We start from the raw sequence: 16024 nt of genomic DNA, 5'->3' as shown, positions 1-16024 counted from the left end.
GGGTCCGGGGTCCCTACGGCGAGTCGCCACCGCCTGATTCGTCCGGCCAGGACAGGGTTCGCCGACTTTCGAACCGTCGCAGCCGGCCGGTCATCGGATCCTCGAACTCGAGAACCTTCGACAGCAGGCGCAGCGGGTTCGAATAATCCTCTGCGGCAACGTCGTAGAAGTCGGGATAGAAGTTGTCGCCGTGGATCGGGAGCCCGACGGAGGTCATGTGCAGGCGCAGTTGATGGGTCTTGCCGGTATGGGGGATCAACCGGTACCGCGCGAAGCCGTCCCGCGTCTCGATCAGTTCGATCCGCGACTCGCTGTTGGGTTCGCCCTCGATCTCCTCGGCTTTGAGTACCCCGCGTTCTTTGACGATGCGACTGCGCACGACCACGGGAGTGCTCACCTGTGCGTCGTAACGCGCGATGGCCTCGTATTCCTTGGCGACGCGGCGCTCGGCGAACATGGTCTGGTAGCCGCGCCTGGCCGCCTGATGCACGGTGAACAGCAGTAGTCCCGCTGTGACGCGGTCGAGGCGATGAGCGGGACTCAACTCCGGCAGGTCGAGGTCCCGACGCAATCTGACCAGTGCCGATTCGGCGATGTATCGCCCTCGCGGGGTGCTCGCCAGGAAATGCGGCTTGTCCACGACCAGGATGTTCTCGTCCCGGTGCAGGACGTCGATCTCGAACGGTACCCGCGACTCGACGGGTGGGTCTCGGTACAGGTAGACGAACCGCCGCGGAGCGTAAGCACTCGCCTCGGTGATTCCGACGCCCTTCTCGTCGACGACTTCCCCGGCTGCGACTTTCTCCCGCAAGCGGACGGCATCCTGGGGGAACCGTTCGAGCAGGTAGTCGAGCGTCGTCGCCCACATGCCGTCTTCGGGCTGACGGATGCGACTGGGGTTCAGGCCGTCGCGGACGGGAAGGGGAGATCGTGACACATCTTCAAAGCTAGCCGTCCGGCCGGCATTCAGACCTATTGACGACATATGGGACGGAAGTTACTATCCGGTAAGTTCGTGACGCCGGTCACTGTCGTGGGGGCAGGGCTGGGTCATCACAACAGAAAATTGGGGTTTTCGTGAAGACACGACTTCTACGTCGAAGGTCGACAACGATTGCGGTGGGACTGTGCGTCGTGGGCCTGACGGTGCCGAGTGCCGTCGCTTCTGCGGATCCGACGGGCGGGTCGGACGGACAAGCCTGGCTCGCGGCTACGGAGGCGGCGCCACAGTATCCGGGGATCTCCATCGAGTGGGACGTGCCCATCACGATGAGTGACGGCACCGTTCTGCAAGCAAATGTGTACCGCCCGGCAGATGCGTCCGGGCGCGCCGTGGAATCGAAGACGCCTTCGGTTCTCAACATCACGCCGTACACGAAACTGCTGGATACGTTGGTGGATTCAGCTCTGTCGATCCCGCAGGTGGGTGAGACGTTGATGGACGTGGCGAACTCGCTCGACCTCGCTGCGCCGTTCGACGGAGTGTCGGAGTTGACGGGCGTCATCGCCGGCGGAGGCGCACGGGTTCTCGGCGTCAACCGCGACCTGGTCCAGAACGGATACACCCAGGTCGTGGTCGACGCGCGTGGAACCGGCTTCTCCCAAGGTAATTGGGATGTCCTCGGCAAGCGCGAGCAACAGGATTCGATCGAGGTCATCGACTGGATGAGCAAGCAAGGGTGGTCGGACGGAAAAGTAGGGATGGCGGGTATCTCGTACTCCGCGATCAATTCGGTGCAGGCGGCGAGCAACAACCCCCCGGCGCTGAAGGCGATCTTCCCGGTCGAACCAGGCAACGATCTGCTGCGCGACATCGTCGGGACCGGTGGTGGCCTCGGAGTGGGGTTCATGCCGTTGTGGTTGACCGCGGTCAACGGACTCAAGCTCATCCCGAACGTTCAGGACATCCTGCAAGGAAATTTCGATCCACTATGGTTGGCGAGCCGCCTCGAGGATCCGGGAACACTGATTCCCGAACTGGTACAAGCGATGACGGCCCAGAGAATCGAAGACGTGTCACCGTCGACTCTCCAAGTCGCGCAAGACGGTCAGTTCTATCATGACCGATCCGCTGACGTCGGCAACATCACCGCTGCGACGATGGTCTACGGCGGTTGGCACGACATCTTCGCCAACAGCGAGCCGCGGATCTACAACGGAATCGATCTGCCACCCGGCCAGAAGCAGTTGATCATGGGGAACGGCTATCACGTCACTCCCGGTGGAGGATTCGGCAAGGACGGTGCGCCGCCGCGCCTCGACGTACTCGAACGTGCGTGGTTCGACAAGTGGCTCAAGGGCATCGACAACGGAATCGATCGCTACGGCCCGGTGACGATGTTGCAGCAAGGCGGCGGATGGATCACCGATGATCAGTTCCCGCGAGCGGGTGCGACGTACGAACGTATGTATCTGAACTCCGCGCCCAGCGGAACTGCCGCCCACGCGGCGTACGACGGTTCGCTGACAAATGACCCGTCCAGTGCCGCAGCGCGATTGACGGTCGCACCAGGACTGCGAGGCTTTTGTTCCGGCGACGGAACACAGGGAACTGCCGGGATCTCCGTGGTGCTCGGTGCGTCGTGTTCCAAGGATTCCCGATTCCAGGAAGCGGAGGGTCTGACGTTCACCGGTGAGGCGGTGACGGAGCCGACCTCACTCTCGGGCCCGATCAACGTCCATCTCGAGACAGTCCTGGACTCGACGGACGGATTCTGGGCAGCGACTGTCAACGACGTAGCGCCGGACGGAACCTCGACACCGATCACGAACGGCGCTCTGACTGCGTCGCTCCGGGCGGTCGACGATTCCAAGAGCACTCGCTCGGCCAACGGTGACTACAGTGAACCGCACCACTATCTGACGATCGACACCCGTCAGCCGGTGGTTCCCGGTGAAGTCACCGCCGTCGACATCAACATGCTCCCGACGGAAGCGGTGCTACAACCCGGACACCGACTCCGCGTCGACGTCTACGCTGCCAGCGTGCCGCGTTACCTGGCACTCGGGCCGATGCTCGCCGACAGCCAACTGAAGCCGCAGCACATCGAGTTGGCTGCGGACCGGCCGAGCTTCGTCAACGTTCCGTTCGTCGGAGGTCGCTGACCCGGACTGGATCGGCGGCGTGAGAACCTGCGGGCTCGCGGACGTTCTGCGAAGATCGTCCGATGACAGAATCCCGACTCTCCGCCGCCGTCCACGATCGTCTGGACGGACTTCTGGACCCGGTGGACGAGCGGCTCGCGGCGCAGTACCCGGGAAACCGTGACGAGATCCAGCCTGTGCACACGATTTACGTCAGTGCTGCAGACGCAACTGTCGACACCCCTCGTCTCTGGGGTGAGCAGGCGATCGCGCTTCTCGATTCTCATGCGCATGTGTTCGCCGATCTCGACACCGAGAATGCGCTCGCAGATGTGCGAGTTCAGCTCGGCCGCAAGCCGGTCCAGGACTTTCGAATAGATTTCGAGGACGGGTACGGACGTCGCAGCGACGAGGAAGAAGACGCGGCAGCGACGTCGGCCGGCCGGACACTCGCAGCGCTCAGCACTGATTCTGCGGGTCCGAGCTGGGGTGGCATCAGGTTCAAGGGGTTACCGGCCGGCGAGCGTCGGCGCTCGATCAGGACTCTCGAGCTGGTGCTCGACGCCGCCGGCGGAGTGCCGAACGGATTTGTCTTCACCGTTCCCAAACTGCGCGCGGTGGAGCAGGTCACGGCGACGGTGTTGCTCTGCGAAGAACTGGAGAAGGCCCATGGACTCGAGACCGGTTCGCTTCGGTTCGAGTTGCAGATCGAGAGCCCGCAGGCGGTCATCGCTGCCGACGGAACGGTGGCAGTTGCTCCGGCCATCCATCGCGCAGCCGGCCGTCTGACGGGATTGCATTACGGCACTTACGATTACAGCGCGGCATGCGGAATTGCATCACGTCATCAGTCGCTCGAACATCCGGTGGCAGACCACGCAAAGGCTGTCATGTTGGCTGCTGCCGCTCAGACCGGCGTCTGGGTGTGCGACGGGTCCACTCAGGTTGCGCCCGTCGGGAGTGCCACGGCGATTCGCGACGCGATCACGCGGCACCATCGCCTCGTCACACGGTCCCTGGAACGCGGTTACTACCAGGGGTGGGACATGCACCCCGGGCATCTGGTCACCCGCTGGCTCGCCACGTTCGGCTTCTACCGCAACGCGCTCGGCGCCGCTGCTCCGCGCATCCAGTCGTACCTGGGGCGCCAAGGTGGCGACGTGATCGACGAACCCGCAACTGCCCAGGCGCTGGCAGCGGTGGTTCTGCGCGGGCTCGACGCGGGGGCCTATCCGGAATCCGAAGTGCTCAGGCTCGCCCCGAGTGCCGACACCGACGCACTCCGCCACCTCGTAGGACGCACCACACCGATCACAGGAGAACACTGACCGATGAGCACCACCGAATTCACCTTGCTGCCCGACCTGGCACTGCGCACCCTCGGCGGAGCCGTCATCTGGGCGAACGACGAGGCATTCGCCGAGCGTGAGGCCCTGATCCGACCGGGCAAGGCTGGATACCAGCCGGCGACGTTCGGTCACAAGGGTCAGGTGTACGACGGTTGGGAGACCCGTCGTCGCCGGGTGGCAGGTCATGACGAGGCGATCGTGCGCCTCGGTGTTCCCGGAGTGGTGCGAGGCGTCGTCGTCGACACGGCCTGGTTCAAGGGCAATTACCCGCCCGAGATCTCGGTGGAAGCAATCTCCGTGGACGGGTATCCGGATCCACTCGACCTGGCCGGTTCCGACGAGTGGACAACCATCGTCGAGCGCTCGCCCGTTCACGGCGACTCCGAGAATCCGTTCTCGGTGTCTTCGGAGGAGCGGTGGACACACGTCAAGCTGACCATCTACCCGGACGGCGGTGTTGCCAGGTTTCGTGTTCACGGTGAAGCACGGCCAGACCCGCGTTTCCTCGACGCCGGGCCGTTGGACCTCGCAGCACTCGAAAACGGTGGCCGCGTAACCGATTGCTCCAACATGTTCTACAGCTCGCCGCAGAACATTCTGTTTCCCGGACGCGCTGCCTCGATGGGTGACGGGTGGGAGACGGCCAGGCGCCGCGACGACAAAAACGACTGGGTACAAGTACAACTCGCAGGTGAAGGCGTGCTGAGCTTTGTCGAGATCGACACCTCGTATTTCCTCGGAAACAGTCCGGGTGAGGGCGCTCTGACCGGCCGGACGTCGGGAGGGGAGTGGATCGAACTCTTGCCTCGAACCACTCTGCGTCCGGACACCCGCCATCGCTTCCCGGTTGAATCCGAAGTCCCGGTCACCGATGTTCGTCTGGACATCTTCCCCGACGGTGGCCTCGCGCGGCTGAGAGTCTTCGGCGTACTGACAGATGCTGCTCGCGCTGTGATCTCGGAGCGCTGACGGTAAGTTGTTGGCATGAGCGACTATCCGCGCGACGACTATCCCCGGGACATGGTGGGGTACGGTCCTCATCCGCCGCACCCCCACTGGCCCGACGACGCGCGGATAGCTGTTCAGTTCGTGCTCAACTACGAAGAGGGTGCCGAGAACAGCGTTCTGGACGGCGACGCGGCTTCGGAAACGTTCTTGTCGGAAATGACTCCGGCAGAAGCATTTCCGGATCGACACATGAGTATGGAATCGCTGTACGAGTACGGCTCTCGGGCCGGATTGTGGCGTGTCCTGCGGACTTTCGAGCGGCGGAACCTGCCTCTCACCATCTTCGCGGTGGCGCGCGCGATGCAACGTAACCCGGAAGCAGTCAGTGCTTTTCAGGAATTGGGTCACGAGATCGCATGTCACGGATTGCGATGGAAGTCGTACCAATCCGTGGACATCGAGCGAGAACGTGCAGACATGGCCGAGGCAGTCCAGATCCTGCAAGATCTGACGGGTTCGGCGCCTCTCGGTTGGTACACCGGACGCGATTCACCGAACACCCGTGAACTGGTGGTCGAGCACGGCGGCTTCGTCTACGACTCCGATTCGTACGCCGACGATCTGCCGTACTGGGTGGACGTCCCCCGTGGAACAGAGTCGGCGAAGCACCTGGTGGTTCCGTACACCCTTGACACCAACGACATGCGGTTTGCCTCTCCCGCAGGGTTTCCCAGCGGTGATCAGTTCTTTGCGCACCTACGCGACGCCTTCGACGTGCTGTATGCGGAGGGAACGGCCGGATCGCCGAAGATGCTGTCGGTCGGGTTGCACTGCCGCATTGTCGGCCGCCCCGCCCGTGCCGCTGCCCTCGAGCGCTTCCTGGATCACGTGCAGTCGCACGAGAAGGTCTGGATTACGCGGCGAATCGACATCGCCGAACATTGGAAAGCTGTTCACCCGGCGTAATGCGGGTTCACCTGCGCGCCTCGATCAGGAATCGACTCGAGTACGCGACAAATGATCCATCGCGACGGATCTGCTCGTCGAGCTCGCGGAGTCGGTCTCGATACTGCGCCACGGTGAATCCCGGAACCATCCAGATCACCTTGCGTAAGAAGTAGATGACGGCGCCGATGTCGAAGAATTCCATGCGCAGACGCTCGAAACGAAGATCGACAACGGTGAGCCCAGCGGCAACCGCGTCGGCACTTTCGTCCTCGTAGTGCCGTCCGCGACGAGCCTGCGGCTGAGGACCGAGAAAGTACTCGACGAGTTCGAACACGCTCGCGTGACCCACATGTTGAGCGAAGTACGTTCCCCCCGGTTCGAGTACCCGAGCGATCTCGGACCACCACACCGTCGCAGGGTGCCGACTGGTCACCAGATCGAAAGCCGAATCGGCGAACGGTAGCGGTGGCTCGTCCGGATCCGCGACCACCACCACACCTCGGGGACGCAGAAGGGCGGTGGCCTTGATGACGTTCGGTGGCCAGGATTCGGTTGCTGCCATCACAGGCGGGAGTGCTGGTGCAGCGGCGAGGACTTCGCCGCCGCCGGTCTGGATGTCCAAAGCGGCCCCGGCGCGACCGAGACGCTCACCCATGAGGTTCTGATACCCCCACGACGGACGCTGCTCCGTGGCCCGGCCGTCGAGCCACGAGAAATCCCACCCGTCGACGGAGGCGGACTCGGCCTCGGCGACAAGTTCTTCGAAACTTCGCGACATCCCCTGTGAAATCCCCTCAGGCGTTCCTTCCGGCATCACATCATCATCGTCGCCGAGCGTCGACGGTGCCAGTCGTTTTCGCCTACTTCGGGGTGGCGCCGAGCATCGGAGCCAGTTGAGTGGCGATTGGGTTGAGATCGAGCTTGTCGGGGTCCACCTTGGGCTTGCTGTCCCACGGCTGGGAGGTGTTCGGATCGGCGAAGGCGATGCGGTTGGCGCTCCGGACACCCGTTTCGCTGCCCTGAGGTGCCTGGCAGTTGGCAGCGGTGTTCAGAGGGAAGTTCTGCGTCGTGTCGTCGAAGTTCGGGTCTTTGCGCTTCATCTCGTCGAGAATTGCCATCGTCCCTTCGTATCCGACGGTGCACGAGAGCGGGTTGTTGGTCTCGAGTACCAAGCCCAGGTGCACGGTTCCATCGCCTGGTGCCACGGTGGGCGCTGCCCCGGCGAGCGCAGGCAGAAAGAGCAAGAAGGGCTGCAGGGTGGGCACTGTCGGTGCTGCTGCCGACGCAACTGCAGCGAGGTTCGAGAGATTGGTCGTGAGCGCGGGGCCGGCTTCGGTGACGAGAGAGCCGACTTGTTCGCTGGCCGGTATGCCGTTGTCGATCACCCGTCGAATGTCGGGGTCGCTGGTGCGCAGCTGCGCGGTCAGTGCGTCGAGATCGGTGCTGAACTGCTTGATCGCCGACGATTGATCGGACTGGGTCGTGAGTACGGTCTGGCTGTCACGGATCAGTCCGAGGGTCTGTGGAAGGGCGTCGAGGCCTGACTGGGAAATCCCCGACAGCGAGTCGGCAAGTACCTGTAGATCTTCGCCCTTGCCGTTGAATGCCGCGCCGAGTTCCTTCGCGACGGTGTGGAGCGCGTCGACGGGAACGGAGTGGACCAGACCGTCGGCGCTGGTCAATACGTTCTCGATCGGAATCGGCGTGGTGGTATCGGCCACTGCGATCACCGAGCCGTCTTCGAGAAAAGGGCCCTGGTCGGTATCGGGCTGAAGGTCGACGTACTGCTCGCCGATGGCAGAGCGGTTGGCCACTACGGCCCGCGCGGATGCGGGGATCTGCGGAGCACTGCTGTCGATCAGCAGGTCGACTTCGATTCCCTCGGTCGTGAGCGACATGTCGCCGACGCGTCCGACGGGCACACCGCGGTATGTCACTTCGGCGTTGGTGAAGATGCCACCGGACGTCGCCAGTTCGGTTTTGACCGTGTACTGGCCGAATCCCAGAAGATTGTCCAGCCGTACGTATTTCGCTCCGACGTAGATCAAACCCAGGAGTGCAACCACTACGAGGGCGACCAGCTGCCATTTGGCGAGCTTCGACATCACCATCGGAGATCGAGCCCGAACTGACGTGGTGTGCTCATGGTTCGACTCCCGAATGACAAGCCGGGTACGGCTGATGGTGAGCGAATTGTGTTCACCCGCGGATGTTCTCGGGCGAACGGGAAAGTTCCGACAATTCGTTGTTGGCGATAACTATAAACAAGTCGTCACAGATAGAAAGTCGGGGCATCTGTTTCCGCAGGTCGTCGAAGTGCAAGTGGCACAGCTCACTTCGGGCACGGGGGTGTGATGCACGCCCCCATCCGCCTTTTGCGGGCTTGACTTCGCGAGTCGTATCTACAAAAGTAGATGCGTTCTGGTCGGCGGAGGGCGAGGTGTGATCGATGGATGCGTTGGCGATCTTCAAGGCGTTGTCCAACCCCACGCGTCTGCAGATTATGGAGTGGCTCGCGCACCCGGCGAAGTATTTCGACGAAGACTCGTACACCCAACAAGATCTCGGTTTCCATATCGGGGTCTGTGTTGGTGACATCCAGTCGCGTTCGGGGCTTGCCCAGTCGGTGATCTCGGGTTATCTGCAGGGCATGAAAGATGTGGGTCTGCTCGAGTCCGAGCGTATCGGGAAGTGGACGTACTACCGACGAAACGAAGCTGTGATCGGCGAGTTCAGGGAATTCGTTCGCGAAAAGCTGTAGCGGTCGGGTTGTCCTCGTCGACCGGTTTGCTTCACCAAATATATCTACATATCTAGATATGTATCTGTTTCATGTTGCGTAGTAGGAGGAGTGTGTCGTGAAGTCGAAATTGTTGATACCGGTTCTGGCGTTGGGCGTATTCGGGATCATCACCACAGAGATGGGGATTATCGGGGTTTTGCCCCAGGTCAGCGACAAGTTCGGCATCAGCACTTCTGATGCAGGATGGTTGGTCGGTGTGTTTGCGCTCGTCGTGGCGGTCACCGGTCCGTTCACGACGCTCTTCACCTCGGGAATCAACAGAAAAACCGTTCTGTTGGTGGCGATTGCGGTCTTTGCGGTCTCGAACGTGGTGTACGCGAGTACATCGAGTTTCGAGGTGATGTTCGCTTTCCGGATCATTCCCGCCGTCGTTCATCCGGTCTTCTTCGCGGTCGCGTTGGCGAGTGCGGTTCGTCTGGTGCCACCGGAGGAGGCCACTTCTGCTGTGACGAAGGTATTCGCCGGTGTCACGGTCGGTTTTGCCTTCGGTGTGCCGTTGACGTCGTATCTGGCCGAGAACTTGTCGGTTTCGACGGCATTCGTTTTCGGTGCCGTGGTCAATGCGCTCGCGTTTGTCGGAATTCTTGTACTTCTGCCCTCGGCCCCGGTCGCACAACGTGTGTCGTACGGTGCGCAGGTCGGGATACTTCGCCGACCCGGCGTGTGGTTGACCATTCTTTCCGTCACGTTCGTTTTTGCGGCGATGTTCTCGGTGTACGGATACTTCGCCGAATATCTCGGCGAGGTGACGGGTATGAGCGGATCGTGGATCAGTGCGATGCTCTTGGCATTCGGTGTCGTGATGATCTTCGGAAACTTCGTCTTCGGGGCCCTGCTCGGCAAGAGTGTGGTGCGAACAGTCGTGGCGTTTCCGTTGCTGTACATACTCGTGTACGTGGTGATCTATCTGGTGGGTCCGTACTTCGCTGCGATGACTGTTGCCGTGTTGGTGTGGGGCGTGGTGCATTCCGGTGGACTGGTCATTTCCCAGAGTTGGATGGGGCGAGATTCGGTCGATGCACCCGAATTCGGTAACAGCCTGTTCATTTCGTTCTCCAATCTGGGGATCACGCTCGGAACAGCGACAGGTGGTTTGTTTCTCACACACCTCGGAACACGTCAATTGGTGTGGGCCGGCGTCTTGTTCGCCGCTCTGGCCCTGGCAATGATCGGCGCTCGATTGTCGCTCGGGCGGGTTCACAAAGAAAACGGTGCCAAAGTTCCGGTGTAGTTCTTGGGTAGGGGCCGCGCGAACTCACCGCGCGTACTGGTCGACAATCCTAGCGTGATCAAGGATTGAACCATGGTGACGGCAGCGGCAACACCGTCGACTACCGGCACTCCCAGTTCGTCGGACAGATCCTGGCACAGGTCCGCCATCCCGGCGCACCCCAGAACGAGGACATCCGAGCCGTCTCGTTCCAAGGCGTCGAAACAGGCTTCCAGGATCACCTTTCGTGCATCGGGATCGCGATCGAGTGTGAGAACCGGAATCTCGCAGGAGTGGATACCGCGGCACCGGGCCGCCATTCCGTAACGGTCCACCAGATCGGCAGCCCGGCCACGAGTCCGACCGAGGGTGGTGACGACACTGAATCCGCGTCCGAGGAAACCGGCGTAGTGCACAGCTGCCTCGGCGATCGCGACCACGGGACCCCTGGCCAGCTCGCGAGCTGCATCCAGGCCTGGATCACCGAAGCAGGCAATGACATATCCGTCGACGCCGTTCTTCTCTCCGGACGCGATCTCGGTCAGAATCCCTGGGACGCTGAGCGCTTCGTCGTAGTGGCTCTCGATCGACGCAGGACCCATGGCAGGACTGACGGCCTCGACGAATGTGCCCGAGCCGGCGACGGCCCAGGCACATTCCTCGATCTTGGCGGTCATCGCCCACGTGGTGTTGGGATTGATCACCTTGATTCTCATGAGGATCAGTCGACCGTCACAGTGTCGGCAGAAGAAGCATTCCGAACAGCCAGAGGGGTGCGCGTGGCGAGAAGGTAGTAGACGGCAAATCCGAGCCCACAACCGATGAACCAGCTGTACTGCGCTGCGGTGTACATCCCGGTGAGGTCCTTACCCAGGACCGGGACCATCGCGACGACGGCTCCCACTACGGTGGCAATCACCGCAGCAGGGTTGTATCCCATGCTGTACCAGTAGGTTCCGGTCGGCGACATGCTGAACAGGTCGTCGACGATCACTTTCTGCTTGCGCACGAGGTAGTAGTCGGCGATCAGGATTCCGAACAGTGGCCCGATGAAAGCTCCGAGGGTCTCCAGGGTGTAGTGGATGACGTCGGGATTGTTGTACAGGTTCCATGGGGTGATGAGGATGGATCCGATTGCCGCGATCATTCCACCGGCGCGCCAGCTGATCTTCTGCGGGCTGACGTTCGAGAAGTCGAAGGCCGGGGAAATGAAGTTGGCGACGATGTTGATGCCGATCGTGGCGATGGTGAAGGTGAGGGCGCCGAGGACGATGGCGAAGGTACTGTCGATACGTGCCACGGTTGCAACGGGATCGGTGATCAGCTCGCCGTACACCGGCAATGTCAACGATGCGGTGACGACGACGAGTACCGAGAACACGAGGAAGTTGACCGGCAACCCCAGGAAGTTACCCTTCTTGACGGCTGCGAACGACTTCCCGTAGCGAGAGAAGTCGCCGAAGTTGAGCATCGGCCCGGAGAAGTACGAGACGACCAGGGCGATCGCACCGAGCATGACCGGCACGGCGTCGAAACCGGAATATTTCACGTCACCGAGCGTGAGATCGATTGCGCTCCAGCCTGCTTTGTAGACGAGATATCCGCACAGCATGAACATCACGACGTACACGGCGGGGCCACAGAAGTCGATGAAGCGGCGGATCGATTCCATGCCTCGCCAGAACACACAGGCCTGAAGTACCCACAGGAGCATGAAACTTCCCCAGCCCAGTGCGGAGAGCCCGGCGAAGCCGTAATTCTCGACCACGGCGTACGGTGCAAGTGACGGAAAGAGCTTGATGAGTACGACATCGAGTGCTGCCGAGGCGAGAAAAGTTTGAATTCCGTACCAAGCCACGGCAATCAGGCCGCGAATGATTGCCGGAATGTTCGCTCCGAGGACACCGAACACGCTGCGGCAGATCACCGGATAGGGCACACCGGTGGCCTGGCTGGGTTTGGCCACCAGATTGCAGAAGAAATAGACGATCGTGATGCCGACCAGCAATGCGACGAGTACCTGCCAACTGGCCAGGCCGAGGGCGAAAAGACTACCGGCCGTGACGTATCCACCAACGCTGTGTACGTCGGACATCCAGAACGCGAAGATGTTGTACGACGACCAGGTCTGCTTGCGTAGCGGTGCCAGATCCTCGTTGGTCAAACGTGGGTCGTAACCCGCCTTGATCAATCCGCTGCCCACCGGGTGGCCGGCGGCCTCGACGAGATCACCTGTACCGGTTTCCGTTGTGGGAGTGGTGGAAGAAGTGGTTCGAGACGGAAGAATGTCGGTCATGACAGCTCCTGTGCTTGTGTGCAAGGAATCAGCGGACAGAGCACAAGCTCTCAGCGACGGTGGTGAAAACTGTGTTGAGAGAAAGGTATCGAGGCCGTGTTGCGCGACTATTGCGCAATCGGTATATCTTTTTCGGCAAGCAGGCCGGTGTCGGTCGGCAGAGTCGCGATCACGGTATCGAGTCGGCGATGATGGATTTCGGATGCAGTCAGGAGCGCGGTCGCGTCCCGACGCAGGAATGCGTCCAGCATCGCTGTGTGATCGGAGTGCAGTACCTGCCGGTCGACGCCGGCAACATGGACCATCGGCTGAACCGGTTCGGTGATGTTCCAGGCAGCTTCGAACATGTGCAGAAGTCGAAGCATCTGCGACGGTCGGGTCAGTGCGAGGTGAAAGTTGCGGCTCTCGCAGTGATAGGACTGAGAGTCGTCGTAGCGCAACGCGATCTCCAGACGGGAGTTCACCTCGACGGCGTGTTCGTGATCCTCTTCGGTGGCCTGCTCGACGGCGACGGCCAATGCAGCTGATTCGAGGGTTTCGCGGACGATGTACATCTCATGTAGCTCCGCCGGCGTCAACTGCGCGACGGTGTAGCCGAACTGGTGGCGATGGTCGACCAACGACTCTCCGACCAGGGTTTTCAGCGATTCCCGCACAGGTATTCGACTGACACCGAACACATCAGCCACGTCGCCGAGAGGAATCGGGGTACCCGGAGGCGCCGAACCCGACAGAATTACTCGCCGCAGTTCGTCGAGGATCGCTTGTTGGGGACTACCGGGAGCATCGATTACCAGTTGCGTCAGCAGTACCGATCTACGGCGCGGCGGCATGTCGGTCTCCCTTCTCCTCGCTGCCAGGGTAGGAATCCGTTGTTTCGGGCGCATGACACCGGCATGGCCGTCGTGAATCGCATCCGTGAGGTGCGGGCACTTCGACTGCGACAACGAAGCTCGAGTGAGCACTGCTCAGGTCGACGAACGCGGGGGTAGCGTTGATTTGTAGTGGTTGGCAGAAAGCGAGTCGGTCGATGGCATCCGTTGTGCGCGCAGAAGCCGACCAGAGAGTTGTCGGCAACTTGCCCTTGGAGCTGACAAGTTTCGTCGGCCGACGGCGTGAGTTGGCCGAAGCCAGAAGATTGTTCGAGTCGTCCCGTTTATTGACGCTCACCGGCATCGGCGGTGTGGGCAAGACGCGGCTCGCGATCCGACTCGCGAGTGCGCTCCAGCGGGTGTTCCGGGACGGCGCGTGGTTGGTGGAGTTGGGCGACCAGACGGATCCAGAACTTCTCGAGGATCATGTCGCCGTGATACTGGGTGTGCGGCCGGTGTCCTCGTCGGACCCGCTGCACACTGTGACCGACTATTGCGCCGATCGCAGTCTGCTGTTGGTACTCGACAACTGCGAACATCTTGTCGATGCCGTCGCTTCGTTCGTCGGTGCGATCCTACGGCGATGTGCCGGCGTCAAGATCTTGGCGACGAGCCGAGAATCGCTGGGTATAGGTGGTGAGGTGACGATGCGCGTTCCCTCGCTCACCACACCGCAGCAACAGCCGCGCGAATTCGAGGGACTTGCCCAGTACGAATCCGTGTCGCTGTTCACCGAGCGTGCGGCTTCCGTAGTGCCAGGTTTCACCCTCACCGAGGAGAACAAGCGCGCCGTTGCTCATATCTGTCACGACCTGGATGGACTCCCACTCCCGATCGAGTTGGCGGCCGCTCGCCTGCGTGGGATGTCGGCGGAGCAGATCATGGATCGGCTCTCGGATCGTTACCGCCTTTTGACTTCCGGTGGACGTGGTGTACCGAGTCGCCAGCAGACCCTCCGATTGTCGATCGATTGGAGCTACGACTTGTGCTCACCTCCGGAGCAGCAGTTGTGGGGTCGGCTGACCGTATTTTCCGGCGGGTTCGAACTGGACGCGGCCGAAGGCGTATGCGGGCAGGATTCGAGTTCGACCGAGGTGCTCGATCTCGTCACTGCGTTGGTCGAGAAGTCCATCCTCATTCGTGAGGAGGTCGACGGCACTGTTCGCTATCACCTGCTAGACCTCCTGCGGGAGTACGGACGCGAGAAGGCCGAGATCTCGAGTGATTTCGTGGAACTTCGACGGCTCCACCGTGATTGGTTCGAAGCGCTGGTCGTTCGTGCGGAAGCCGAGTGGATCAGTGACCGGCAAGCGGCGTGGATTGCAAGGCTGGGTCGTGAACAGCGCAACGTCAACGACGCGTTGGAATTCTCGATCTCCACTGCGGGAGAGGCGCGATCTGCAACGCGAATGGTCGGTGCGTTGTACAGATTCTGGCTTGCAAGTGGATTGCTTGTGCAGGCGCGCTATTGGACGGATCGAGCCCTGAATACAGCGGATCGGGAGCTGGACCCGTTCCGAGTGGATGTCTTGGCCATTGACGCCGTGAATCACGCGATGCAGGGTGAGCTCGAACGGGCAGAAGAGCTGGTCGACGAGAGTTGGCGCCTGGCGAACGCCTTGGCGGACGTACGCTCACGCGGTCTGGCGGCATGGGGTGACGGATACGTCGATACATTCGGGGGCAACTTCGATACCGCTACAGCCAAGCTGGAATCCGCGTTGACGCTGTTTCGACTCGACGAAAATCTGCTGCATGTGGTGATCGGCCTGGACACTCTGGGGATCGCATACTTCCTTTCGGGGGCCCTCGATCGCTCTGTGGAGTGCAACGAAGAGACTCTCGCGATCACCGTGCCCGCCCACGAAGTGATGTTCCAGGCTTTTGCGCTGGGAACTCTCGGGATCGTCGGCTGGCTCCGAGGTGAATTAGAAGGCGCACGTGACTATTTGACTCGAAGTCTGAGAATTCTCGATGCCCCGATGAACTCGGCGTGGTGTATCGAACCGTTGGCCTGGATTGCTGCAGCGCAACGTGATTGGAAGCATGCAGCGGTTCTGCTCGGCGCGGCGTCCATGTATTGGCAGAAGCTCGGGGGACGGCTGGCGGGCCTGCCGGGTTTGTCAACTCATCACGACAGCGCGGCAGACGCTGCACGCAAGGTTATGGGTGATGATGCTTTCGACACCTCGTTTCGCAACGGGTTTGCGATGTCCGAAGGTGAAGCTGTCGCGTATGCGCTCGACAAGCGTTCCAGTGCGACGACTGCATCGTCGACAGAAGGACCTCACCTCACTCGCCGTGAGCAGCAAGTTGCGGAACTGGTTGCTCAGGGACTGACCAACCGCGCCATCGCGGAGCACTTGGTCATCTCGCTGCGGACCGCTCAGGGGCATGTGGAACATGTGCTGACAAAACTGGGATTCACTTCCAGAGCACAGATCGCGGCGTGGTTCGTCTCGACCGCGCAGGAGACCGACTCCCGAGGCTGAGACCGTGGGCAGCGGTGCGCTT

13 protein-coding genes are annotated in these 16024 nt (G+C 61.4%); 7 read left to right on the top strand and 6 right to left on the bottom strand.

Annotated features, from left to right (window positions below):
- Positions 1–13: 13 nt before the first annotated feature.
- Positions 14–985, bottom strand: coding sequence for a pseudouridine synthase (locus I7X09_RS09385; protein ID WP_206028804.1), 972 nt, complete (start codon positions 983–985; stop codon positions 14–16).
- A 92-nt stretch (positions 986–1077) separates the two neighbouring features.
- Here I7X09_RS09385 and I7X09_RS09380 point away from each other — a divergent pair, with 92 nt between their 5' ends.
- The 4 genes from I7X09_RS09380 to puuE all read left to right on the top strand — a co-directional run bounded on the left by I7X09_RS09380 (position 1078) and on the right by puuE (position 6347).
- Entirely contained in the window at positions 1078–3105 is a 2028-nt protein-coding gene (locus tag I7X09_RS09380) for a CocE/NonD family hydrolase (protein WP_200316498.1), read from the top strand.
- A 62-nt stretch (positions 3106–3167) separates the two neighbouring features.
- Positions 3168–4412 carry a DUF6986 family protein gene (locus I7X09_RS09375; protein ID WP_200316496.1) on the top strand — a complete coding sequence of 415 codons (1245 nt, stop codon included), beginning with the start codon at positions 3168–3170 and terminating at the stop codon, positions 4410–4412.
- Between the two features lie 3 nt (positions 4413–4415).
- Positions 4416–5402 (top strand): allantoicase, encoded by a 987-nt coding sequence (gene alc, locus I7X09_RS09370; protein ID WP_200316494.1) that lies wholly within the window; start codon positions 4416–4418, stop codon positions 5400–5402.
- A gap of 15 nt (positions 5403–5417) precedes the next feature.
- Complete coding sequence (gene puuE / locus I7X09_RS09365; protein WP_200316492.1) at positions 5418–6347, top strand: allantoinase PuuE; 930 nt, start codon at positions 5418–5420, stop codon at positions 6345–6347.
- 7 nt (positions 6348–6354) lie between these two features.
- Here the strand turns inward: puuE and I7X09_RS09360 are convergent, their stop codons facing one another.
- Positions 6355–7107 carry a class I SAM-dependent methyltransferase gene (locus I7X09_RS09360; RefSeq protein WP_200317755.1) on the bottom strand — a complete coding sequence of 251 codons (753 nt, stop codon included), beginning with the start codon at positions 7105–7107 and terminating at the stop codon, positions 6355–6357.
- An 82-nt stretch (positions 7108–7189) separates the two neighbouring features.
- Positions 7190–8440 carry an MCE family protein gene (locus tag I7X09_RS09355; RefSeq protein WP_206028805.1) on the bottom strand — a complete coding sequence of 417 codons (1251 nt, stop codon included), beginning with the start codon at positions 8438–8440 and terminating at the stop codon, positions 7190–7192.
- 338 nt (positions 8441–8778) lie between these two features.
- Between I7X09_RS09355 and I7X09_RS09350 the strand changes: the two genes are divergently transcribed.
- Positions 8779–9090 carry an ArsR/SmtB family transcription factor gene (locus I7X09_RS09350; protein WP_166809266.1) on the top strand — a complete coding sequence of 104 codons (312 nt, stop codon included), beginning with the start codon at positions 8779–8781 and terminating at the stop codon, positions 9088–9090.
- Positions 9091–9187: 97 nt separating this feature from the next.
- Positions 9188–10363, top strand: a complete 1176-nt coding sequence (locus tag I7X09_RS09345) for an MFS transporter (protein ID WP_095968716.1) — start codon at positions 9188–9190, stop codon at positions 10361–10363.
- Here I7X09_RS09345 and I7X09_RS09340 read toward each other — a convergent pair.
- The 3 genes from I7X09_RS09340 to I7X09_RS09330 all read right to left on the bottom strand — a co-directional run bounded on the left by I7X09_RS09340 (position 10330) and on the right by I7X09_RS09330 (position 13471).
- Positions 10330–11058: an aspartate/glutamate racemase family protein gene (locus tag I7X09_RS09340; protein WP_200316490.1), complete on the bottom strand. Its 729-nt coding sequence runs from the start codon at positions 11056–11058 to the stop codon at positions 10330–10332. The two genes, I7X09_RS09345 and I7X09_RS09340, sit on opposite strands and share 34 nt — an antisense overlap.
- Positions 11059–11063: 5 nt before the next feature.
- Entirely contained in the window at positions 11064–12638 is a 1575-nt protein-coding gene (locus tag I7X09_RS09335) for an NCS1 family nucleobase:cation symporter-1 (protein WP_200316488.1), read from the bottom strand.
- A 107-nt stretch (positions 12639–12745) separates the two neighbouring features.
- Positions 12746–13471 carry a GntR family transcriptional regulator gene (locus I7X09_RS09330; protein ID WP_166809268.1) on the bottom strand — a complete coding sequence of 242 codons (726 nt, stop codon included), beginning with the start codon at positions 13469–13471 and terminating at the stop codon, positions 12746–12748.
- Positions 13472–13668: 197 nt separating this feature from the next.
- Here I7X09_RS09330 and I7X09_RS09325 point away from each other — a divergent pair, with 197 nt between their 5' ends.
- Entirely contained in the window at positions 13669–16002 is a 2334-nt protein-coding gene (locus tag I7X09_RS09325; protein WP_200316486.1) for an ATP-binding protein, read from the top strand.
- The last annotated feature ends 22 nt before the right edge of the window (positions 16003–16024 follow it).

This window comes from Rhodococcus sp. P-2 (genome assembly GCF_016598535.1).
In the GTDB taxonomy this organism is placed as follows: Bacteria; Actinomycetota; Actinomycetes; order Mycobacteriales; family Mycobacteriaceae; genus Rhodococcus_F; species Rhodococcus_F baikonurensis.
The sequence above is the reverse complement of the archived record's forward strand: the minus strand, read 5'-3'. Positions and strand labels throughout refer to the sequence as shown.

Excerpts from the sequence above, each read along its gene's own strand:
- puuE (WP_200316492.1), top strand. The coding sequence starts at position 5,418 with ATGAGCGACTATCCGCGCGACGACTATCCCCGGGACATGGTGGGGTAC.
- I7X09_RS09335 (WP_200316488.1), bottom strand. The coding sequence starts at position 12,638 with ATGACCGACATTCTTCCGTCTCGAACCACTTCTTCCACCACTCCCACA.
- I7X09_RS09375 (WP_200316496.1), top strand. The coding sequence starts at position 3,168 with ATGACAGAATCCCGACTCTCCGCCGCCGTCCACGATCGTCTGGACGGA.
- I7X09_RS09350 (WP_166809266.1), top strand. The coding sequence starts at position 8,779 with ATGGATGCGTTGGCGATCTTCAAGGCGTTGTCCAACCCCACGCGTCTG.
- I7X09_RS09385 (WP_206028804.1), bottom strand. The coding sequence starts at position 985 with ATGTCGTCAATAGGTCTGAATGCCGGCCGGACGGCTAGCTTTGAAGAT.
- I7X09_RS09340 (WP_200316490.1), bottom strand. The coding sequence starts at position 11,058 with ATGAGAATCAAGGTGATCAATCCCAACACCACGTGGGCGATGACCGCC.
- I7X09_RS09360 (WP_200317755.1), bottom strand. The coding sequence starts at position 7,107 with ATGTCGCGAAGTTTCGAAGAACTTGTCGCCGAGGCCGAGTCCGCCTCC.
- I7X09_RS09325 (WP_200316486.1), top strand. The coding sequence starts at position 13,669 with ATGGCATCCGTTGTGCGCGCAGAAGCCGACCAGAGAGTTGTCGGCAAC.
- alc (WP_200316494.1), top strand. The coding sequence starts at position 4,416 with ATGAGCACCACCGAATTCACCTTGCTGCCCGACCTGGCACTGCGCACC.
- I7X09_RS09330 (WP_166809268.1), bottom strand. The coding sequence starts at position 13,471 with ATGCCGCCGCGCCGTAGATCGGTACTGCTGACGCAACTGGTAATCGAT.
- I7X09_RS09355 (WP_206028805.1), bottom strand. The coding sequence starts at position 8,440 with ATGGTGATGTCGAAGCTCGCCAAATGGCAGCTGGTCGCCCTCGTAGTG.